General features: G+C 44.8%; 19 protein-coding genes. 8 read left to right on the forward strand and 11 right to left on the reverse strand.

Translation table 11 applies throughout. The features are described 5' to 3' along the window. Positions 1-13: 13 nt before the first annotated feature. From leuC to leuB, 4 genes are all read left to right on the forward strand, one after another. Positions 14-1,447 carry a 3-isopropylmalate dehydratase large subunit gene (leuC, locus tag F893_RS04475; RefSeq protein WP_005250608.1) on the forward strand — a complete coding sequence of 478 codons (1,434 nt, stop codon included), beginning with the start codon at positions 14-16 and terminating at the stop codon, positions 1,445-1,447. A 99-nt stretch (positions 1,448-1,546) separates the two neighbouring features. Then, positions 1,547-2,197 (forward strand): 3-isopropylmalate dehydratase small subunit, encoded by a 651-nt coding sequence (leuD, locus tag F893_RS04480; RefSeq protein WP_004729456.1) that lies wholly within the window; start codon positions 1,547-1,549, stop codon positions 2,195-2,197. 87 nt (positions 2,198-2,284) lie between these two features. Further along, the gene (locus tag F893_RS04485; protein ID WP_004729459.1) at positions 2,285-2,848 is read left to right on the forward strand and encodes a hypothetical protein; all 564 of its coding nucleotides are present in this window, start codon (positions 2,285-2,287) and stop codon (positions 2,846-2,848) included. Between the two features lie 42 nt (positions 2,849-2,890). Continuing rightward, positions 2,891-3,970, forward strand: coding sequence for a 3-isopropylmalate dehydrogenase (leuB, locus tag F893_RS04490; protein ID WP_004278493.1), 1,080 nt, complete (start codon positions 2,891-2,893; stop codon positions 3,968-3,970). 73 nt (positions 3,971-4,043) lie between these two features. Here leuB and F893_RS04495 read toward each other — a convergent pair whose 3' ends face one another. The 3 genes from F893_RS04495 to infA all read right to left on the reverse strand — a co-directional run bounded on the left by F893_RS04495 (position 4,044) and on the right by infA (position 5,322). Then, the gene (locus tag F893_RS04495; RefSeq protein ID WP_004729461.1) at positions 4,044-4,442 is read right to left on the reverse strand and encodes a hypothetical protein; all 399 of its coding nucleotides are present in this window, start codon (positions 4,440-4,442) and stop codon (positions 4,044-4,046) included. Between the two features lie 144 nt (positions 4,443-4,586). Further along, positions 4,587-4,967 (reverse strand): hypothetical protein, encoded by a 381-nt coding sequence (locus F893_RS04500; RefSeq protein ID WP_005250613.1) that lies wholly within the window; start codon positions 4,965-4,967, stop codon positions 4,587-4,589. A gap of 133 nt (positions 4,968-5,100) precedes the next feature. Continuing rightward, on the reverse strand, positions 5,101-5,322 hold the full coding sequence (gene infA, locus F893_RS04505; RefSeq protein WP_001284370.1) for a translation initiation factor IF-1: 222 nt from the start codon (positions 5,320-5,322) through the stop codon (positions 5,101-5,103). A 231-nt stretch (positions 5,323-5,553) separates the two neighbouring features. Here infA and F893_RS04510 point away from each other — a divergent pair, with 231 nt between their 5' ends. Beyond that, positions 5,554-6,561 (forward strand): AraC family transcriptional regulator, encoded by a 1,008-nt coding sequence (locus tag F893_RS04510; RefSeq protein WP_005107962.1) that lies wholly within the window; start codon positions 5,554-5,556, stop codon positions 6,559-6,561. A 62-nt stretch (positions 6,562-6,623) separates the two neighbouring features. On the opposite strand, the gene F893_RS04515 is transcribed toward F893_RS04510, so the two are convergent. From F893_RS04515 to asd, 6 genes are all read right to left on the reverse strand, one after another. Next, on the reverse strand, positions 6,624-7,775 hold the full coding sequence (locus tag F893_RS04515) for an IS4-like element ISAbe18 family transposase (protein WP_005250615.1): 1,152 nt from the start codon (positions 7,773-7,775) through the stop codon (positions 6,624-6,626). 155 nt (positions 7,776-7,930) lie between these two features. After that, positions 7,931-8,728, reverse strand: a complete 798-nt coding sequence (gene truA, locus F893_RS04520; RefSeq protein WP_004278489.1) for a tRNA pseudouridine(38-40) synthase TruA — start codon at positions 8,726-8,728, stop codon at positions 7,931-7,933. Between the two features lie 15 nt (positions 8,729-8,743). Next, a complete protein-coding gene (locus F893_RS04525; RefSeq protein ID WP_004647388.1) occupies positions 8,744-9,712 on the reverse strand; it encodes an asparaginase domain-containing protein in 969 nt (322 codons plus the stop codon). A 47-nt stretch (positions 9,713-9,759) separates the two neighbouring features. Further along, on the reverse strand, positions 9,760-11,148 hold the full coding sequence (locus F893_RS04530) for a hypothetical protein (RefSeq protein WP_004647389.1): 1,389 nt from the start codon (positions 11,146-11,148) through the stop codon (positions 9,760-9,762). Between the two features lie 66 nt (positions 11,149-11,214). Then, positions 11,215-12,801, reverse strand: coding sequence for a FimV/HubP-related protein (locus F893_RS04535; RefSeq protein WP_005250618.1), 1,587 nt, complete (start codon positions 12,799-12,801; stop codon positions 11,215-11,217). Positions 12,802-12,921: 120 nt separating this feature from the next. Then, entirely contained in the window at positions 12,922-14,040 is a 1,119-nt protein-coding gene (gene asd, locus F893_RS04540; RefSeq protein WP_005103005.1) for an aspartate-semialdehyde dehydrogenase, read from the reverse strand. 188 nt (positions 14,041-14,228) lie between these two features. Here asd and F893_RS04545 point away from each other — a divergent pair, with 188 nt between their 5' ends. Continuing rightward, complete coding sequence (locus F893_RS04545; RefSeq protein WP_005103007.1) at positions 14,229-15,359, forward strand: endonuclease/exonuclease/phosphatase family protein; 1,131 nt, start codon at positions 14,229-14,231, stop codon at positions 15,357-15,359. Between the two features lie 323 nt (positions 15,360-15,682). Here F893_RS04545 and F893_RS04550 read toward each other — a convergent pair whose 3' ends face one another. Next, entirely contained in the window at positions 15,683-16,618 is a 936-nt protein-coding gene (locus tag F893_RS04550) for an LpxL/LpxP family acyltransferase (RefSeq protein ID WP_005250625.1), read from the reverse strand. 107 nt (positions 16,619-16,725) lie between these two features. After that, on the reverse strand, positions 16,726-18,630 hold the full coding sequence (locus F893_RS04555) for an ATP-binding cassette domain-containing protein (protein ID WP_005250627.1): 1,905 nt from the start codon (positions 18,628-18,630) through the stop codon (positions 16,726-16,728). Between the two features lie 33 nt (positions 18,631-18,663). Here F893_RS04555 and F893_RS04560 point away from each other — a divergent pair, with 33 nt between their 5' ends. Beyond that, positions 18,664-18,909 (forward strand): SlyX family protein, encoded by a 246-nt coding sequence (locus tag F893_RS04560; protein ID WP_004278477.1) that lies wholly within the window; start codon positions 18,664-18,666, stop codon positions 18,907-18,909. Between the two features lie 367 nt (positions 18,910-19,276). Further along, a complete protein-coding gene (locus F893_RS04565; RefSeq protein WP_005250629.1) occupies positions 19,277-20,281 on the forward strand; it encodes a hypothetical protein in 1,005 nt (334 codons plus the stop codon). The last annotated feature ends 41 nt before the right edge of the window (positions 20,282-20,322 follow it).

Genomic DNA, 20,322 nt, shown 5'->3' on the forward strand with positions numbered 1-20,322 from the left:
GGAGTACATCGACATGGCAGGCGCAACCCAAACAGCAAAAACATTATATGACAAATTGTGGGACGACCATTTAGTAACGCAACGTGATGATGGTTCTGCCTTACTGTACATCGACCGTCACTTATTACATGAAGTGACTTCTCCACAGGCCTTTGAAGGTTTGCAACTGGCCGGGCGCCAGCCATGGCGTTTAAGCGCGAATATTGCCACACCGGATCATAACGTACCGACCTCGAAAAAAGAGCGTGAGCAGGGTGTTGCCGGAATTGAAGATGAAACCTCGCGCATCCAGGTGCAAACTTTGGATGACAACTGCAAGACCTTTAATATTGTTGAATTTGATATTAATGATATCCGTCAGGGCATCGCGCATGTGGTCGGGCCGGAGCAAGGCTTGACCTTACCGGGCATGACGGTGGTGTGTGGTGACTCGCATACTGCAACACACGGTGCTTTTGGCTGTTTGGCGCATGGGATCGGGACATCAGAAGTTGAACATGTATTGGCGACCCAATGCCTGGTTCAAAAGAAGATGAAAAACATGTTGGTGCGCGTTGACGGAAAATTAGGTCAGGGCGTGACACCGAAAGATGTGGTCTTGGCGATTATCGGCAAGATTGGTACGGCAGGTGGTACAGGTCACGCGATTGAATTCGGTGGTCAGGTGTTCCGTGATATGTCGATCGAAGGCCGTATGACGGTATGTAATATGGCGATCGAAGGCGGTGCCCGTGTAGGGATGGTTGCTGTCGATGACAAGACTATTGAATACGTGAAAAACCGTCCATATGCACCGAAAGGCGAGCAGTGGGATCAAGCTATTGCTTACTGGAATACCTTGCATTCTGATGAAGGCGCGCACTTCGATACCGTTGTGGTCTTGCAAGGTGAAGAGATTGAGCCACAAGTATCTTGGGGTACTTCTCCTGAAATGGTGATTCCAGTCTCTCAAGCAGTTCCAACGTTGGAACAGGCGAAAGATGACGTACAGCGCAATGACTGGACACGTGCTTATCAATATATGGGCTTAACTGCCGGTCAGGCCTTGGCTGAGATTCAGCTGGATCGTGTCTTTATCGGTTCGTGCACCAACTCACGTATTGAAGATATCCGTGCAGCGGCTGAAGTGGCGAAAGGCAAGAAGGTGGCATCCACCATTAAACAGGCGATGGTCGTTCCAGGTTCTGGTTTGGTGAAAGCACAAGCTGAAGCGGAAGGTTTAGATAAAATCCTGATCGAAGCGGGCTTTGAATGGCGTGAACCAGGCTGCTCTATGTGTTTGGCAATGAATGCTGACAAATTGCAACCAGGCGAGCACTGTGCTTCAACATCGAACCGTAACTTTGAAGGTCGTCAGGGCAATGGCGGTCGTACCCACTTGGTGAGCCCCGCAATGGCAGCGGCAGCGGCAATTGCTGGTCACTTTGTTGATGTTCGTTCATTCTAGTTTAAGCCCTCATCCCGACCTTCTCCCAGAGGGAGAAGGAGTTCCCTCTCTTTGTAGGAGAGGGGTAGGGAGAGGTTACGAATTCGTTGGGAAATAAATATGAAAGCTTATACCGTTGAACAAGGTATCGTTGCACCTTTAGACCGTGCCAATGTCGATACCGATTTAATTATTCCAAAACAGTTTTTGAAATCGATCAAACGTACCGGTTTTGGTGAAAATTTATTTGATGAATTGCGTTACTTGGATGAAGGTTATCCAGGTCAGGACAATTCAGTTCGTCCGATCAATCCGGACTTTGTCTTGAACCAGCCACGTTATCAGGGCGCATCTATTTTAATTTCACGTGCCAACTTTGGTTGTGGTTCTAGCCGTGAACATGCGCCGTGGGCCTTGAGCGAATATGGTTTGCGTACCGTGATTGCGCCAAGCTTTGCTGATATTTTCTTTAATAACTGTTTTAAAAACGGTATGTTGCCTGTGATTTTGGCTGAAGATATTGTTGAGCAGTTATTTAAGGAATGTGCGGAAGATGAAGGTTATCAACTGACCATTGACTTGCAAGCACAAGAAGTTCGTACCCCTACGGGTGAAAGCTTTAAGTTTGAAGTCGATCCATTTCGCAAGCATTGCCTGTTAAATGGTCTGGATGATATTGGCTTAACTTTGCAGGTGGCGGATGATATTCGTGCCTATGAAGAAAAAACCAAACAATCGCGTCCTTGGGTATTTGCCGAAATTCATGGATAAATCAGTAAAAATTGTCATGGCATGACTGCGATGCCCTTGCTAATATCGGAAGATTATTGAGTTTTTTGATTAGGTAAGACAGACATTATGGCGAATTATTGGAAACAGTGGCTTGCTTTAAGTTCAGTATCGGTGCTGTTGACTGCATGTCAAAGCATCGACACGATGAAACTCAAACATGCCAAAGAAAATACTGAGAGCAAAAGCAATGCCCTGATCTACTGTACAGGGACGCCAGATTGCCAGTTCGAACGCTTCAATCAGACCATTATTGTCAACGCCGACAATGGCCGCATCAGTGATGAGGCGCTGAAGCAGAAACTGGTGCGCTTGCAGGCCAAAAATTTAAATCAGGCCAATCCGATTTATTTATCTGTGCCGGCAGGACAGCATGAACTGGTCGTGCGTTTTTATCCGATCAGTAAGGATAAAGCGGAAACTTTACATGTATTCCATCGTTTTCAGGCCAATAACCGCTATAGCTTAAAAATGTTTCGTGACCGTAGTGCGCGTAGCAGCAGTTTATTAAATTCTTCGGCGCCGGATCCGCTTTGCGTAGATCTGGTACAAGAGCAAAAAACCATTCGTCGTTTTTGCAAACCCTATAATGCAGTCACCGGGATTGCAGAGTTTGTAGAAAAGAAAATTTAACCTCTGTCAGGTCTGAATCTGACGTTTTAAACGGAAAATCTCATGTCTAAACAAATTTTGATTTTAGCTGGTGACGGCATCGGCCCTGAAATTGTAAAAGCCGCAGAGCAAGTACTCACACGCGTAAATGAAAAATTTAATCTCGATTTGACATGGGAACAGGGCTTACTCGGTGGTGCAGCCATTGATGCACATGGTTCACCGTATCCTGAAGTGACCTCTGAACAGGCTAAAAAAGCTGATGCGATTTTACTCGGTGCCGTGGGCGGTCCAAAATGGGATACGATTGAGCGCTCAATTCGTCCGGAACGTGGTTTATTGAAATTGCGTAGTGAACTGAACCTGTTTGCTAACTTGCGTCCAGCCATTCTTTATCCGCAATTGGCTGATGCTTCAAGTTTAAAGCCTGAAATCGTAGCAGGTCTGGATATTCTGATTGTGCGTGAATTGACCGGTGGTATTTACTTCGGTCAGCCACGCGGTATCCGTGAACTGGAAAATGGCGAGAAACAAGGCTATAACACTGACGTTTATTCAGAATCTGAAATCAAGCGTATCGCCAAAGTCGCTTTTGAAATGGCCAACTTGCGCGGTGGTAAAGTATGTTCAGTGGATAAAGCCAACGTGCTTGAAGTAACTGAACTGTGGAAACAGACAGTGACTGCGCTGAAAGATGCCGAATACCCTGAAATTAATTTATCGCATATGTATGTCGACAATGCCGCAATGCAACTGGTGCGTGCGCCAAAGCAGTTTGACGTGATTGTCACCTCGAATCTGTTCGGTGATATCCTGTCTGATGAAGCTGCGATGTTGACCGGTTCAATCGGCATGTTGCCATCGGCATCTCTGGATGAAAATGGCAAGGGCATGTATGAGCCTTGTCATGGTTCTGCACCAGATATCGCCGGTCAAAACCTGGCAAATCCATTAGCGACGATTCTTTCGGTGGCGATGATGTTGCGTTATACCTTCCGTGAAGAAGCGGCTGCTAAAGCGATTGAAGATGCAGTAGGTCAGGTCTTGGATCAAGGCTTGCGTACGGCAGATATCATGTCTGAAGGCATGCAAAAAGTCGGTACGGTTGAAATGGGTCAAGCAGTCGTTGCTGCATTGAACTAAGCCTGTTTTGATTCAAAAAAACGCAGCCTTGAGCTGCGTTTTTTTATAATAGAAATTCCAAAGCTTAAACCCCTTAACAGGTTCGGCCTGTGGTGCGTACCGCGGTCGCAATATTATCTTTGAGTAAGAAGGTGATTTTACATTGCAATTTGACGTCGTAGCCGCCGGCAGGACTTACTGAGACAGGAATCGGTACAGTGCCTGTCCCTGTGGCAGGAAACTGCGCTACAGGCAAAGGAATGGTAATGGGGCGTTGTACCACATAGCTTAATTGCTTGGCGCTGCGTTCAGGCCCACTGATCTGCTGGTAACCTAAACGTTTTAGATCCAAAGTTTGATCGATCAGTTGGCTGCTTTGCCCAATGAACTGTTGTAAATAGGCATCACGCTGTGCAGTCGTTGAGGAGGTGGTGGTGCATGCACTAAGCAAACCCAAGGCTGTGCAGCATGCTAAAATCAGTGTGAACTTCATGAGTTGTCCTCACACCAAATAAAATGAGTGTAAGCGCATTCCATGCAAAAATACTGTTGTGATTTGATACACGGTAGAAGTTTAGCGTGGTGAGGCTGATCCCTGATTTAATTAGATACAGGCTTTGAACTCGATGAGTACAGCTTAGCAAGCTCTACCGGTATAGCGGATGGCTTGAACAATTTCATTTTTTAGGTCAAACCAGATTTGGCATTTCATCTCAATGTTATAACCACCATTTGAGGGCATCGGCATTGGTGCACCGATCGAGATACTCTGACTAATATTCGGCGTGGCCATCGGAATATTCATATCCCGAAAAATAGTGTAGCTGAGAGATTCTGCGGTTTGAATCGGTTGCTGGGAGGTCTTGAATCCCGTTGCGCGAAGATCAAGCTGGCTACGAACCTGTGCTGCAGTTTGACCCACATAAGGTTGTAGAGACTGATGCAGATGCTGATTGCCGCCGGTAGCGCACGCAACGAGAAACAAGCTGGAAAGTAGGGGTAAGCATTTCATATTCATTGTTTTTATACGTGTTGTTTTAATTCAATGAATAGTTGTGAATTTATAGGCCTGTGTCAAATTATTTTATTGATTGATAAATAATTCAAGTAATAAAAAAGCCACTAAAAGTGGCTTTTGCTTGCGCTAAAACTTAGCGTGCACGATATGTGATACGACCTTTAGTCAAATCATAAGGTGTCATTTCAACCTTCACACTGTCGCCAGTCAAAATACGGATATAGTGTTTACGCATTTTACCAGAGATGTGGGCAATCACTTCGTGACCGTTCTCTAAACGTACACGGAACATAGTATTAGGAAGCGTCTCGGTGACAACGCCTTCGAACTCGATGAGTTCCTCTTTATTGGCCATAGCCTACCTGAATGAATAAATTGGAAAGGCGCAAATTATAGTCAATTTTTTTGCAAAATACAAGACGAAACGGGCGTTAGACTGATCATCTGCCAGTAAAATAGGCGAACTGTCACGATAATTTTTTTAACTAAAAAGACACCTGTTTCTGTTGTCAGTTTGGTCAATCACAGTTAATCTAAAATTAATCTTTTTAAGTATAAATGAAGTACATACAAGGAAGGCTTTTGAGTGAGTCAGCTAACGGATGCATCAGTCGTATTGCGTTTAGGCTATCAGGCGATTCGTCGTGCGGGGTTGCCAACAGAAGAACTTTTGACCAAAGCAGGAGTGGCTTTAAATCAGGTGGAAGCCAATGACCGTACCCCGCTGAGTGCCCAATATGCCTTTTGGGTGGCGGCAGAGGAAGTCAGCAAGGACCCGGACATTGGATTGCATCTGGGTGAGCACCTGCCACTTTATCGTGGTCAGGTCATTGAACACCTGTTTGTTTCATCTGAAAATTTTGGTGAGGGACTGAAACGTGCTTTGGCTTATCAGCGACTGATCAGCGATGCCTTTGCTGCCAAATTAGTGATTGAAGATGATCGCTGCTATTTAACCAATGGTGAACAGCCTTTTGCTGAGAGTCTGGTCAATCGTCATTTTACTGAATGTGCTATGTCAGGTGTACTGCGTTTCTTTAAATTTATTACCGAAGGGCGTTTTGAGCCGATTTATATCGATTTTAATTTTTATAAAGGGGCACCTGATGATGAATACTTCCGGGTTTATGAGTGTCCGGTCAGTCTAGGTCAGAAAGAAACTCGTTTGTATTTCGATCCGACTATCCTGGAATATCCGCTGTGGCAGGCTGAACCTGAGCTGTTGCAGCTGCATGAGCAACTGGCCATTGAAAAGCTACAGGAACTGGCAAGATATGATCTGGTCGGTGAAGTCCGTCGTGCGATCGGCTCTACTTTGGAGAGTGGTGAAACCACACTGGAAACTGTAGCAGCACAACTGAATATCACGCCACGCCGTTTGAGAACGCAACTGAGTGAGGCACATACCAGTTTTCAGCAGATTCTCTCGGATTATCGTTGTCGTCTGGCCAAGCGTTTGCTGGCGAGTACCAATGAGAGCGTCGAGCGGATTGTCTATCTGACCGGTTTTTCCGAGCCAAGTACCTTCTATCGTGCCTTTAAACGCTGGACCAATGAAACGCCAGTGGAATATCGGAAGCGGAAGCAGCGTTAAAAATCCCTCCTAACCTCTCTTTAAAAAAGGGAGGAATTCCCCCATTGCTGTCCCACAATTTTTCACAAGAGGAAGCTCATTTGAGCTTCCTCTTGTTTTATGGGTATTTTATCGGGTGAAAATAAAGCTTTTAAAGTTCTTCTTTCAAACAAATTCACTTGAATTATTCTGAGTAAACGTTGAACTGTCCAACCTGTTTTCCCTAAATGTTGAGCGAAACTCACCAATAAATAGGCGATCATCGCAATCCAGATTTGTGTCTGAATTGCGTTCCTGCTGCGGCCTAGAAACGCTTTTAATTTGAGATTCTGCTTAATCGCCTTAAAGAACAGCTCAACTTTCCAACGATCTTTATAAATCGCCGCAATGGTGGAGGCGGCTAAATGAAAGTTATTGCTGAGAAAGCTAAAGTGCTTGCCACTTTGCTGATCTCTATATTCAATTCTTCTTAACACTGGGGCTTTTCTTTTTAGGGCATGTGCGCTATTCAGCTGAATGGTTTCATCTTTTAGAATACCTTTGGATTCAAGCACTGGATGTTGCTGGATCACCTGATACACAGATTTAGGCCTAAAACGTGTGACAAATCCAATGTTTTGAGCAGTCAGATTTGCATACCATTGGTAATCGACATAGCCTTTATCAAAAACTACAATGCTGCCAGCAGGAAACTGGAATTTGCGGCCTTGTACCATGTCATTTTCTTTGCCATTTTCAACTGCAACAAACTCAGGAATATCATTGCTGTGATTCAATCCTATGCTGAGTTTCATGCTGGCTTTTGAGTCGTGAACTTTGGCCCATTCACATAAGGAAAGCGACAGGTCAATATGACTGGCATCCAAGGAATACAAGGGATTCTTAAAGCGAAATTTATGAGCTACTTTCGAGTGTTCATAGTATTTAAGCAACTTGTAAAATAGCTGTTGATACAAGGCAGCAGGCTGCTGCTCATTGATTCGTGCCAGCGTGCTTCGGGGAATAGATTTTGCTCCGAGATGACTTAGCTTTTCCTGTTGGCACTCCAAATTGGATTGAATATCTCTCAGACTTTGCCTACAAGAGAATTGAGACATCAATATGGCAATAAACTGATCCCACCGGGAAGCCGCTCTAAATTTCTGTCCAACATGGTGTACTTTAGCAAGTTGCTCAAAATCCTGTCGCACGACGGGTTTAATAAGCTGATGAAATACGGTATTCTGATGTGACAAAACCTGAATCCTGGTCGTTAAAGTGTTTGTTTGCACTCATATTTTAACGATTTGGACTCAGGTTTTTTATTTAAATCAAACTATGGGACAGCAGTGGGAATTCCCCTCCTTTTAGGAGGGGTTAGGGGAGGTAAATATTCTAAAAAATTTAAAAACTATTCCGGCATATTCAGCCAGTGCGGACCTAAGGGTAATTCAGGTAATTCAAACTGCGCCGGATAATCAGCATGAATAAAATACAAACCATCTGCTGGCGCAGTCACACCAGCAGCTTTACGGTCTTCTGCCGCGAAAATATTATCAATATGATCGGCAGCATACATGCCCTGACCAATTTCCAATAAACATCCCATGATATTGCGCACCATATGGTGCAGAAAGCCATCGGCCTGAATATCCAGTACCAGATACTGACCATGCTGAATCAAGCGGCAATGGCTGACATGACGAACGGGCTGATTGGACTGACAGGCTGCGGCGCGGAAGCTTTCAAAGTTATGCGTGCCTTCAAACTTTTTCGCGGCGTATATCATCTGTTCAACATCAAGCGGTGCATAGACATGGGTGACCTGTTTATGCAGCAATGCCGGGCGCACAGGGTGGTTATAGACCACATATCGGTAGCGGCGCGCCTGTGCCTTAAAACGGGCATGGAAGCTGTGATCCATTTCTTTGATCCACTGAATCGAGATGTCTTTAGGGAGTTGGCTATTGCAGCCCATTAGCCAGCCACGTTCAGAACGCACGGCATCCGTATCAAAATGCGCCACCATATTGGTCGCATGTACCCCGGCATCCGTGCGGCCGGCACCATGCAGGCTAATCGGTTGATCGGCAACTTTGCTCAGGACCTTTTCAATGGTTTCCTGTACGCTTGCAACTCCCGGCTGTTGAGTCTGCCATCCCCGATAATGCATCCCACAAAACTCAATTCCCACCGCAAAACGCTGCATAATGACCTCAAAACCTTATTGATCGTACCAATGACGATGCCATTGCTCTACAGTGTCGTATTGTAAATACATTTTCAGGGCTTTTGCATACAGATCCGCATGTCCATAACTTTCATTCAGCAAAATTTTGCAGTGATTCACCCATTCGGCAATGGCATAGCGCTGATCCGTCGCACCAAAAGGCACTTGGGTGGTTAAGACGCAAATACAGCCCTGCTCATAGAGTTGATCAATGAGCGCAATCATGGCGTCATTGACCGCCAGGTTGCCAGTGCCAAAACCTTGCAGAAATAAAAAATGCGGTGGTCGAGCCAAGAGGTTGTTCAGGTTATTCAGCTGCTGGGTCAGATCAACCGGCTGCATCATGATGCTCATACAGTTGAATTTAGCCGCTTTCACAATATCTTTAGCTTCGATCTGATAACACGCTTGACTGGTTTGGATTGCGATATTGGCTTCAAGACCTGCAAAGGCATTTAACTCGGTAGTATGCTGTTTCAGTGCAGTTTGCGCATGTAGCAGCTGATGATGGAATGCCAGATAGACTCCAGCGCTACATTCGCTGATGGAATCTAGTGCAAATTTCAGGTTATCCAGGGCATCACTAAATTCACGCTGTTCATTGCCTTGAGCATTCAGCAACGGATATTGGCTACCGGTCAGCACCACATGCGCCGAGTTTCCAATAAAATGTGCCAGTACTGCACTGGCATAACTCAGCGTATCTGTACCGTGAATAATCACAAAATGCTGGATTTGCCGCGATTGCAATTGCTGAATAAACTGTACCAGTTGCAACCAGTCGGTTGCTGTGCAGGCACTACTGTCCTTAATGGCGGGTGCATGGTGGCATTCTACAAAATACTGCTCTGCAAGTATCTGTTCGAGCTTTGGAATAAATAAATCAGCAGGCATCGGTGCGAGAGGATCCCCCACGCAGCCGAATGTGCCGCCCATATAAATTAATGCAATATTTTTTATCATAAAAAAAGCAGCCAATTATTGACTGCTTTAGTGTAAATCGAAATGCATCAAGATGCGATTTGATTCAGTAATTGCTCGGCGCGTTGTTGTTGCTCAGGAGTATATTCAGCTTCTCGCTCCGCAATGACTTCACGGGCAGCGGCATAGGCACCGAGTTGAATATATTGCTGCGCAAGATCCAGGTTGAGACCTGCTTCATTAACATCCAGTAATTCCGGGAAAGATTGCACCAGCGGATCATGCTGATCTATCGTTGCCTGAGCTGGTGTAGCAGGAAGATCGAAACTCATCGCTGTCGCAGCAGGCGCTTCTGGCGTGGTTTCTAAATGATCTAATTTGAAATCCATGCCTGATAGATTGGTTTGTGACGCTGGTTCTGCCACAGGTGCTGCAGCTGTCAAGCTAGACAGGTCAAACTCAGTCGCTGGCACTGCAGTTTTCTCAGCTGCTGGTACTGGCGTGTCAAGCGAGAAAGAAAAATCTAGAGGTTTGATTTCTTCAGTGGCAGCAGCTGTTTGTGGATGGTTACTTTCTAACTTGAGATCAAAGTCAGCAATTTCATTGCCGCTTATTTTCTTTTCAAAATTTGGCTCTAGAGTGTCACGAGCTGCAGAGGGTGAAACTTCAGTTGTAGTGGTCTCTACTTTAAAAGAATCGAAGTCAAATTGAATTTCATTACTGTTTTTAGCTGGTGTTTCAGTCGGTTCAGCCTGAGGAATACTAGGTGCGGTATTAAAATCTAAACTCTTATTCTCGACAGGCTCAGTCTTCGTTGTGACTGGTGCAGCAGGTGCAGAACTAGGCGTAAAGTTAAACTCAAGAGGTGATGGTTCTTCTTTCGCTGGAGCGATTTCCTGTTGTAATTGCTCGAATGCCAATTCCGTTTTAGTATCCGCAGGCAGCGTAGCTTGATTTAAGGCATCAAAGGCGGTGTTATTGGATACGGGCGTGGCAGGTGTAGCAGTCTGAGTCGATTCTGTAGCTTTTGTTTTTTCGTAAGCCGTTCTCTTTTCTTCAGCTGGGCTGAGTACATCGTCAATGTTGAGTGCACGAATATGATTAATGAGTTGCGTAATCGCAAAATCATCTTTCTGCAAGATATGAATATCTAACAGCAACAGATAAAGTTCGTGTTGGGAATTGTCACGATTCAGCGCCTGATTAATCTGCGCTTCGGCGGCAAAAAAATTACGTTCCTGAATTAGGCCTTCAATTTTCTTGCGTGTTTCTGCCGATAATGGTGTTGCTGATTTTTTTGTGACCCCGACTGGCTCCACTACTTTGGTTCTTTGTGGAGCAGCTTTTGAAGCAGAGCCAGGTTTTTTCGCTTTTACCGTTTTAGTTTTTGCTTTATCTGATTCTTGAGCATCTTGTCGTTTTTTAAAGACAATTAATACGATGATCAATATCACTAATGGAATCACATAAATCAGCATGTTTTACCCCTTGGGGATAGAGTAGTTTAAGTTCGCCTATCCCAATAAATCGTCATGTGTAACTTTTTAATTAATTGGCTTCTTATCTGCTTGTTGGGCTTTGAGCTGTTGTTGTAGCTGGGCCAGACGCGCATTTAATAACTGAATTCTGTGATCCTTCTGATTGAGTGCCAATTCTAATTCAGTTACGTTTCTCTGTAATTTAACGGTTTTTTCTCGGGCTGTCATAACTTTTAATGACAATTCCTTTGATGTTTGATTGCGTTCTGTGTTCTGGTTTGCAGAAACTTGCCCGGAATCGCGCTGGTTCTCAGCCACTAGGCTCATTTCTGCCTGATTCAGGCGGTATTTAGTCTTGCCAGTAGGCTTAGACGGTAGCTCGGTTTGCTTTGCCGCAGTGACTTTAATAGGCGCAGGTGTAGGATGAGTCGTATTTAAGTTCAATGCAGCACCTTTACGTAGACGATTGGCATTTCCTCCAATAAAAGCATGCTCATTGTCTTTTTTAATTTGTTGCATGACTTCATTGACCGGGCGCTGCTGCTGTTGAGCAATTCGTGAGGCAATTCCCCACAGTGACTCATTGGATTGAACTACATAAGTAGGTTGAGTCTGATTCGGAGTTGCTTTGACTGGTGAAGCTTTTGTAGTAACTGGAGCTGGAGTTTTCACCGGATTAGTTGATCCAGTTGATTTTCTGGCTTGTTCCTCAGCAAATTTTTTCACCAATGGATCACTGGAAGCAGTTTGATGATCAGAATGGGACTCTACAGCTTTCTGCATATTTGCTTTATTTGGTGCTGATGCACTTTGATTTGCTGGTATCGTACTGGTTGGTTTGTTTGTAGTCGAGGCTGCTGCAGGAGCCGGCGATGCAAGAGTTGCTTGTGAGGTCCTTACTGAATCTGAAAGCGCCGCTGCAGTTTTAACTGGGGCTTGAGTATCGGGTGGAGTTACAGCCTCGCTTTTCAATACAGGCGCAATCGCTTGAGCCTGAATCGCTGGACTTGATGTCATTCCAGCTGGCGCAAATGCGGTTTTAGGAATGGAGGTGTTCGATAATGCAGGTGGTGCTGTGCGTTGCAATGCCAACGGCTTTTCTAAAACCGGTGGCTTATTTAAGGCTGTGGAAGCTGCTGTACTGTAATGGCTACTTACGGGTAAGTTGAGTGCAATATCTTTTTCACTGACGACGACAACTGGTACAAGCGGGCGTTCATTCTGTTTGAGACTGGCTTTTAATAAATCGGTTTTAGCTTGTAAGGGCGTACGAATATGTTGCAGCCGTGCGGCATTGCCTTCCTTGATTTTGACAATAATATTCAGCTCGCGCTCTGTCATTGGTCGAGAAGAAGTAATAGTAATGACCCCGGTGCCATTATTGCTACGCCGAGTAAAAAAGTTTAGATGACCAGGCGGCTGATGCGATGCACCAATTGACATTAAATCTTCAGGTGAAGCCAGACTGACTTCAATCGGCAAATTGATATTAGACTGCCGAAAAGTCATTTCTGCATAGAGTAATTCCCCAGGGGCAGACTGAATCTGAACCGGATCTACATTAATCGCATAAATGTTTTGTGAAGCGACAATGGCTAAAATGGCAAGCTTTAATTTGTTATATACAGTCATCTTAATCGTGAGCTCAGTCATTATCGCATAGCGAAAATTATAGATTAACGGGATGTTTGTTTTTTGTAAAATACTTACGCAATAGTTACATAAAAAAGCCGATCAATAAAGATCGGCTTTTGGCTTTATATCCAAAGGATATTAGGTATTTTTATAATCAATCAGAATACGCAGCATACGGCGTAACGGCTCGGCCGCACCCCAAAGCAACTGGTCACCTACAGTGAACGCACCCAGATATTCTTTACCCATATTCAGCTTGCGCAGACGGCCGACTGGAACGCTTAAAGTACCTGTTACAGCAACAGGCGTCAGATCAGTCATGGATGCTTCACGAGTATTTGGAACCACTTTAGACCAGTCATTGGCACGTGCAATGATGTCTTCGATTTCATCCAAAGGTACATCTTTTTTCAATTTCAGGGTTAATGCCTGAGAGTGACAACGCATGGCACCAATACGCACGCAGTGACCATCAATTGGCACGATCTGCTGGTTGCCCAGAATCTTGTTGGTTTCAACCTGACCTTTCCATTCTTCTTTCGACTGGCCGCTTTCCAGTTGCTTGTCGATATAAGGAATGAGTGAACCAGCCAAAGGAACGCCAAAGTTTGCAGACGGGAAGCCTTCACCACGTTGTAATTCAGCAATTCTAGAGTCGATATCCAGAATTGGAGAACGCGGATCATCTAGCAACTCTTTGGTATTGTTATATAAATAACCCATACCATTGATCAGTTCACGCATGTTTTGCGCGCCTGCACCTGAAGCGGCCTGATAGGTCATTGACGTTGCCCATTCCACCAGATTGTTCTGGAACAGACCGCCCAAGCCCATCAGCATCAAGGAAACTGTACAGTTACCACCGACAAAAGTCTTGGTGCCTTTAACCAAACCATCTTTGATCACATGCATGTTGACCGGATCAAGTACGATGATGGCTTCATCATCCATACGTAAGGTTGATGCTGCATCAATCCAGTAACCGTTCCAGCCTTCAGCTTTCAATTTCGGGAAAACTTCAGAGGTATAGTCGCCACCTTGACAGGTAATAATGACATCCATTTGCTTCAGACTGTTAATGTCTGATGCATCCATAAGTGCTGGGGCGGTCTTACCGCCAAATGCCGGCGCTTCACCGCCTGCATTACTGGTAGAGAAATAGAATGGCTCAAAATGAGCAAAATCATTCTCTTCAACCATACGTTGCATAAGGACGGAACCGACCATCCCGCGCCAACCGACCAGACCTACTTTCATGTCACTTTGCCTCGGTGCGTTAAAAAATCAAAAGGGATTCGAGTGTACCAAAAAGGGACCCAACTGCAAGAGCTACACAATCAAAACATCAATATTCTTGAGAGAAATATCTGCTTTATGATACATACAAAATTGATAACGTCATTTTTCTTTTAGAAAAAATAATAACTTAATTAAGAGCGCAGTTTATGATATGGGTTATCCAAATTCTGGCAATCATTGTCATTTGGTTAAGTTTCTGGTCACTGATACCACGCGATGAATGGTGGATTCGGGGTACGGATTTTCCACGATTACAAATTCTGGTATTGGGCTTTATCGCCTTTATTCTTTTTCTCCTGGTTGATCATCCCTGGAACTGGTTGAATCAGCTGCTTTTTATCGGTCTGATGGCAGCTTTGGCCTATCAGTTGAAAATGGTATTGCCCTATACCTTTATCTGGAAAAAACAGGTCAAGCAGGTCAAGCAGGATCAGCTGGATCCGCAACGTCAGATTTCCCTGGTCGTTTCCAATGTACTTACTACCAATACCAAATATCATTTACTGATCGAGCAGATCCAGATTCATCAGCCAGATCTGGTTTTGACTCTGGAAACCGATCAAAACTGGCAAAATGCACTCTCGGTGATTGAAGCTGATTATCCTTATCGCGTGCCTGTGCCTTTGGATAATCTGTATGGCATGCATCTATATAGCAAGCTCGAACTGAGTGAAACTGAGGTTAAATTTATTCTGAGTGATGAAATTCCCTCCATTCATACCACGGTGATTTTACGCTCAGGACAACCGGTACAGCTCTACTGTCTGCATCCCAAACCACCCAGTCCGACCGAGGCCAAGGATTCTACCTTGCGTGATGCTGAACTGCTGATTGTCGGTGATCAGATTAAAGATCTGGATGAAAGCTGTATCGTCATGGGCGATCTGAATGACGTGGCCTGGTCACGTACCACACGCCTGTTTCAACGCATTAGTGGACTGCTGGATCCGCGGGTAGGGCGTCATTATGTGAATACTTTTCACGCAGATTATCCTTTTTTTCGCTGGTCGCTGGATCACGTCTTTCACAGTACCGATTTTGCCTTGGTACACATGGAGCGTTTACCGCATGTAGGTTCTGACCATTTTCCGGTCTTTCTGGTTTTGCAAACCGGTCGGGTATTTGAGCATATTCAGGAAGAATTAGAACAAACTGATAAAGATGAGCAGGAAGCACAAAAAGCCATTGAAGAGGGCATTCAGAAAGCAGAGAAAGAGGAAAAAATAGTCACTGATGAAGTTGCCCTGGCTTATAAAGAAGGGGGCAAAATCTCATAGGTTTTTAGAAGAAAAGTGTACGATATTGCTTACAACAGTTTACGCTTCTTGCGAATGGGCAGGGGTTGGGAATCTGGGTATTCTAGGTTTATCAGCACAGGGAGTCGAGAAAGGATATTCTCATAAGGAAGACGAAGCTGAATGAAAACATCATGGATATGATGCTGAAAGGGAAATCACAAAAAAGCAGAACGAATTATAATATGTGAAAGCACAACCTCATTAACCCGAGTTTTACAGGATGTAGAGCTCGGGTTAAATTATTTCAATTACTTAAACATGATTTTAAGCTATAGCCCTTCAAATTCCGTGATCAAATCGATTTAGTAAATTGATTTATAACCTTCAGGGCGAGTCTTAAAACGGCGGTGGAACCACATATATTGGGTCGGTGCGATGCGCAACTGCTGCTCAATCACCCGGTTCACGCGAGTGGCATCTTCAACTTCATTCTCACTAGGGAAGTTTTCCAGTGCCGGTTCAATGAGCACATGGTAGCGCGGATTGTTAATATCGCCATGACGGTAGAAATATAAAGGAATTGCAGCCGCTTTGGTCATTTTCAGTAAACGGCGATGTGCGGTTACAGTCGCCGCAGGCACGCCAAAAAAAGGTGCCATCACGCCTTGTTTTAAACCATAATCCTGATCCGGGCTGTACCAGATCGCATGGCCATTTTTCAGGTTACGTACCAGACCGCGCATATCATCATGGTCAATCTGATTGGCATAAATTGTGGCGCGACAACGGTAAATCAGCATGTCCAAAAGTGGATTATTCTGCGGACGATAGACCACATCCGGTTCAAAATATTGTGCGCAAAGATAACCACCCGCATCGAGCAAAGTTGAATGCGTGCCTAATAACAGCATGCCTTGGCCTGCGGCTTGTGCCTTCTGAATATGTTCCAAGCCTTCAATACTGACGCGGCCCTGAACCCATTTCGGACTGTACCAGGCATTCAGCGTCTCAAACACCCCCAGCATTTGATCGATAAATACCTGACGGGCATTGTCCTGTACCTGCTTTTCAGACCATTCGGGAAAGCAGACTTCCAGATTACGCAGCGTGGTTTCACGGCGTGATTTCAAGTATTTAAAAGAAAGGTGGCCCAGCAGGGACGCCAGACGATGCTGAATGGCCCAAGGTAAGATCGCCAGAATCATCAGGAAAATAATGCCTAGCCATTTGCCCCAATATTGAGGTAACAGGAATGACCATTGAAATTCACCGGGTTGATATGCAGGCTGAGTACTCATAAAACAATTTAGGGCCAAAAGATTAAATGCAGTCTAACAGAGAAGATTATTGAAATAAAAAAGCATCTGTACGAATACAGATGCTTTAGTAAAAGCTCGGGGAATATTTAGCCGTTACTTAGGTTGTCCAGTTCTTCCCAACGCTCTAATTTTTCCAGTAACAGCTCATCAATTTCGGATAAGCGTTTAGACAGTTTCAGTGCTTTATCGGAATCAGTCACAAATAAAGAGCCATCAGCCAGTTGTGCGTTGATCTCGGCCTGCTCTTTTTCCAGTGCTTCCATTTCAGCAGGAAGTTGCTCGAGTGCACGTTGGTCTTTATAACTGAGTTTAACTTTTTTGGCAGCGGCCGGCGCAGTCTCGGCTTCTGCTTTGGCCATGGCTTTTTTCACGGCACTTTTTTGGTCAACCACGGTTTGATCCGGACGTTGTTCAAGATAATCCTGATAACCGCCAACATATTCGTCAATATTGCCCTTACCATCAAAGACCCAAGTGGATGTTACCACGTTGTCCATAAAGGCACGGTCATGCGAGATCAACAGCAGGGTGCCTTTGTAGCCACCCAGCATCTCTTCCAGTAACTCTAAAGTCACCATATCCAGGTCGTTGGTTGGCTCATCCATCACAATCAGGTTCGATGGTTTCAGCAACAGTTTCGCCAGCAGGATACGGTTGCGTTCACCACCAGACAAAGCTTTGACTGGGGTACGTGCACGCTCCGGCGAGAACAGGAAATCTTGTAAATAGCTATAGATATGACGGCGGTTGCCATTCACATCGACGTGGTCAGAACCTTCGGAAACGTTATCTTTAACAGATTTTTCCAGATCCAGTGCATTACGGAGCTGGTCAAAATAGGCCACTTCTAACTGCGTACCGGTCTTCACCGTACCGCCATGTTCTAGCTCGCCCAGAATGGCTTTAATCAGCGTAGTTTTACCGACACCGTTATCACCGACCAGACCGATACGGTCGCCACGGAGGACCAGTGCAGAAAAATTATTGATGATCGGTGCATTGTCACCGAATTTCACACTCATGTTCTCGATTTCAAACACCAGTTTACCGGAACGGTTGGCATCCTGAGTCGCCATCGTCACTTTACCTTGCTGTGAACGACGTGCTTTAGATTCTTCACGCAATGCTTTCAGGGCGCGGACACGGCCTTCGTTACGGGTACGACGGGCTTTAATGCCTTGACGGATCCAGACTTCTTCTTCAGCCAGTTTTTTATCGAAGAGCGCATTTTGCTTTTCTTCAGCTTCCATTTGCTGGGCTTTCAGGTCTAGATAACGTGAATAGTTACCTTCATAACTGCGCAGCTGACCGCGATCCAGCTCGACAATACGAGTGGCAATGCTATCAACAAAGGCACGGTCATGCGAAATGAACAATAGGGTTAAATTATTCTGATCGAGCAGGAATTTTTCCAGCCATTCGATACTTTCAACGTCTAAATGGTTCGTCGGTTCATCGAGTAACAGTACATCAGGCTGGGTAAGTAAAGCACGTGCCAGCAAGACACGACGTTTACGACCACCGGACAAATCGGCAAGATCTGCATCCGGGTCAAGGCCCATTTTGCTTAAAATAGAATTGACCTTGGTTTCCAGCGCCCAGCCATCCAGCTGATCCATTTTGTGTTGCAGGTTACCCATACGATCACAGGCGTCCATGTCACCTAGTACACAGGCTTCACTGGCAGCATGATAAGCACGCAGAACTTCTGATGCTTCACCAGCGCCATCTGCCACGATATCAGCCACTTTACCAGAATCCATCGGTACATCTTGCGCCAGCATGGAAATGGTAATACCGTTTTGTAATGAAACTTCGCCGCTATCAGGCAGTAAGCTTCCTTCAATCAGCTTAAGTAAGGTAGACTTACCCTCACCATTACGGCCAATCAAACACACTCGTTCGCCGCGTTCCAAGTTAAAATTCGCGCCGTCGAGCAGGGCGGGTCCACCAAACGCAAGTTGGACATCCCTAAGGGTAATATAGGCCATAATGTTTCCTGAAATCCCCAATGAGGACTTTAAATGACTAAACAACAAAATCTAAATGATCAGGCGTCATTTTCCGCACCCATTGAAGATTTGCAAGTGCGAATTGCATTTTTAGACGATTTAGTTGAACAGTTGAATGATCAGGTGGCTAAACAGACCCTGGAAATTGCTGATCTGAAAAAGCAAATGACGCTGTTATATCAACGTGTTGAGTCCTCCGATCTGTCTGAAGGCATTGCAGAATTTGATCCGGTTGCAGATCGCCCACCACATTATTAATTTGCAACCAATGATTTAATCAACAATGACCCTTAGCTGATCTAAGGGTTTTTTATTGAAAAATAAAAATGAGCCAATCGATAAGATGGTAAAAGAGAAGTATTTTTGTTTTGAATGGGCTTTTAAATTGCCTTAAACACGCATATAAAAGTAATCAAGTGCAGCGTGATGATCAAGTGCCAAAGAAATTTTCCTGCTGAAAACAAATATTCGGGCTTATAAACAGATTTCTTGCAGGTATTTCATAAAAAGCAGTTTGGCCCTCTGCCGAAACAGGCCTGCACCCATTCAATCGTAAAATTATTTGACCTTTCACTCACTTCCTACTCTAATACCCGCTCTCAGGTACATTCCGGAATTGCGTCCCATGCACCCAAAAGTTGTTCTAATCGACCTCGAAAATAATTTCCCTACAGCCAAGTTAATGCGTGAGATTGTGGCGCATTATTCGACTTTATATCTGTTTAGCTGTGCTGGAAAATTTGAATTCTCCTTAGAGGACTTAACCGAGCTTGCCGGCTGGATTAGCAGTGGTCAGGTGGTGGTGCTGGACACGCCTGAATCGCCACAAAAAGAATATGAGTATGCAGTCATTGTCGGTCAGCTTATGGCGCTACTGGAGCCAGAAACCGAGGTTGAATTGATCTCGGCGATGGACAGCTGCGAGATGTTGCAGCAGATGCTGCAGGCTTCTGATATTCCGTGTCACCTGATTCAGATTCAGCCTGATGAGACAAGCATTCCAACAGATCAGCCTAAAAATCATCTTCCGAGTCTGGACGCCATCAAGAACAAACCCGCCTTGCAGTTGGTGAAAAAATACTGTGATGCGTTAGGGAAAATGAGTGGCAAACCGAATACGGTTGAAACCTTAAAAAATTCAGTGGCGAATATTCTGCAAGTGATGCCAGTGAAAGCTCAGCATGTGGTCGGCATGTTGATTAACCTGAAAATTGTCAAACGCTATGATGAGCAGATCAGTTTCCGTAAAAAAGTCCTGAAACAATGGCTGCAACTCAATCTGGATGAACAAAGCCCGGTTAAAAATCCTAAACTGGATCAGGTTATTTCCCAAATGAAGGTAGATGAAGCTCCAGTTGAATCTGAAATACTCAAGTCACCAATCCAGTCGGCACAGCAAGACCTGTTCAAGAACTTTGGCCGGATCGATCCGGTACAACTGGAAGTGGCGCGTAAACTGCGTGAATTGCAGGGCGATAAACCCAAAGACATTTATGAGCTGCGTGATTTACTGGAACAGTTATTTCCAAAATCGGACATTCGCTTGCTGCTGAAAGAGCTGATCGAGAAAGGTTATATTTACTGGAATGGTCACGAAATTTTATATAGTCATGAAATGTTCCTGAATTAATTTTATCGTGCAAACTTGCGTTTTATATTGTGCTTATGCAA

The sequence above is a fragment of the Acinetobacter sp. CIP 102136 genome (assembly GCF_000369685.1).
Classification (GTDB): domain Bacteria; phylum Pseudomonadota; class Gammaproteobacteria; order Pseudomonadales; family Moraxellaceae; genus Acinetobacter; species Acinetobacter fasciculus.

What these genes read in the sequence shown, in the direction of transcription:
- leuC (WP_005250608.1), top strand. Translation starts at nt 14, where the DNA reads ATGGCAGGCGCAACCCAAACAGCAAAAACATTATATGACAAATTGTGG.
- leuD (WP_004729456.1), top strand. Translation starts at nt 1,547, where the DNA reads ATGAAAGCTTATACCGTTGAACAAGGTATCGTTGCACCTTTAGACCGT.
- F893_RS04485 (WP_004729459.1), top strand. Translation starts at nt 2,285, where the DNA reads ATGGCGAATTATTGGAAACAGTGGCTTGCTTTAAGTTCAGTATCGGTG.
- leuB (WP_004278493.1), top strand. Translation starts at nt 2,891, where the DNA reads ATGTCTAAACAAATTTTGATTTTAGCTGGTGACGGCATCGGCCCTGAA.
- F893_RS04495 (WP_004729461.1), bottom strand. Translation starts at nt 4,442, where the DNA reads ATGAAGTTCACACTGATTTTAGCATGCTGCACAGCCTTGGGTTTGCTT.
- F893_RS04500 (WP_005250613.1), bottom strand. Translation starts at nt 4,967, where the DNA reads ATGAATATGAAATGCTTACCCCTACTTTCCAGCTTGTTTCTCGTTGCG.
- infA (WP_001284370.1), bottom strand. Translation starts at nt 5,322, where the DNA reads ATGGCCAATAAAGAGGAACTCATCGAGTTCGAAGGCGTTGTCACCGAG.
- truA (WP_004278489.1), bottom strand. Translation starts at nt 8,728, where the DNA reads ATGCAGCGTTTTGCGGTGGGAATTGAGTTTTGTGGGATGCATTATCGG.
- F893_RS04525 (WP_004647388.1), bottom strand. Translation starts at nt 9,712, where the DNA reads ATGATAAAAAATATTGCATTAATTTATATGGGCGGCACATTCGGCTGC.
- F893_RS04530 (WP_004647389.1), bottom strand. Translation starts at nt 11,148, where the DNA reads ATGCTGATTTATGTGATTCCATTAGTGATATTGATCATCGTATTAATT.
- F893_RS04535 (WP_005250618.1), bottom strand. Translation starts at nt 12,801, where the DNA reads ATGACTGAGCTCACGATTAAGATGACTGTATATAACAAATTAAAGCTT.
- asd (WP_005103005.1), bottom strand. Translation starts at nt 14,040, where the DNA reads ATGAAAGTAGGTCTGGTCGGTTGGCGCGGGATGGTCGGTTCCGTCCTT.
- F893_RS04545 (WP_005103007.1), top strand. Translation starts at nt 14,229, where the DNA reads ATGATATGGGTTATCCAAATTCTGGCAATCATTGTCATTTGGTTAAGT.
- F893_RS04550 (WP_005250625.1), bottom strand. Translation starts at nt 16,618, where the DNA reads ATGAGTACTCAGCCTGCATATCAACCCGGTGAATTTCAATGGTCATTC.
- F893_RS04555 (WP_005250627.1), bottom strand. Translation starts at nt 18,630, where the DNA reads ATGGCCTATATTACCCTTAGGGATGTCCAACTTGCGTTTGGTGGACCC.
- F893_RS04560 (WP_004278477.1), top strand. Translation starts at nt 18,664, where the DNA reads ATGACTAAACAACAAAATCTAAATGATCAGGCGTCATTTTCCGCACCC.
- F893_RS04565 (WP_005250629.1), top strand. Translation starts at nt 19,277, where the DNA reads ATGCACCCAAAAGTTGTTCTAATCGACCTCGAAAATAATTTCCCTACA.